Origin of the sequence: Microbulbifer okhotskensis (assembly GCF_023895975.1) — a bacterium.
GTDB classification, from domain to species: Bacteria; Pseudomonadota; Gammaproteobacteria; order Pseudomonadales; family Cellvibrionaceae; genus Microbulbifer; species Microbulbifer okhotskensis.
On sequence record NZ_JALBWM010000497.1, the window covers coordinates 1 to 243 of the forward strand.

Here is a 243-nt window from a genome sequence, read left to right on the forward strand (position 1 = left end):
AGGGCAGGGAGTTGAGCGGCAGGCGAAAGCCCAGCGGGGCATCGCCCGGGATCAGCACCAGGGCACCGCGTCGCATCTCCCAGCTGCAGCTGCGCCAGCGCTCGCCCAGATCATCCCGGCCCAGCGGCAGCACATAGCCCGTGGCCGTATTCAGGCCACGTTGCAGCAGCCTGGCAAGGCGCTGGCGTTCGAGGTCGTCCGACAGGTCTGCCTTGAGCGGGTCAAGGTTGGCAGGTAGTTGTT

1 protein-coding gene is annotated in these 243 nt (G+C 67.5%); it reads right to left on the reverse strand.

Annotated features, from left to right (window positions below):
* Positions 1-243 (reverse strand): transglutaminase family protein (locus MO867_RS23060; RefSeq protein WP_252473488.1); only part of this gene is annotated, 243 nt, incomplete at both ends.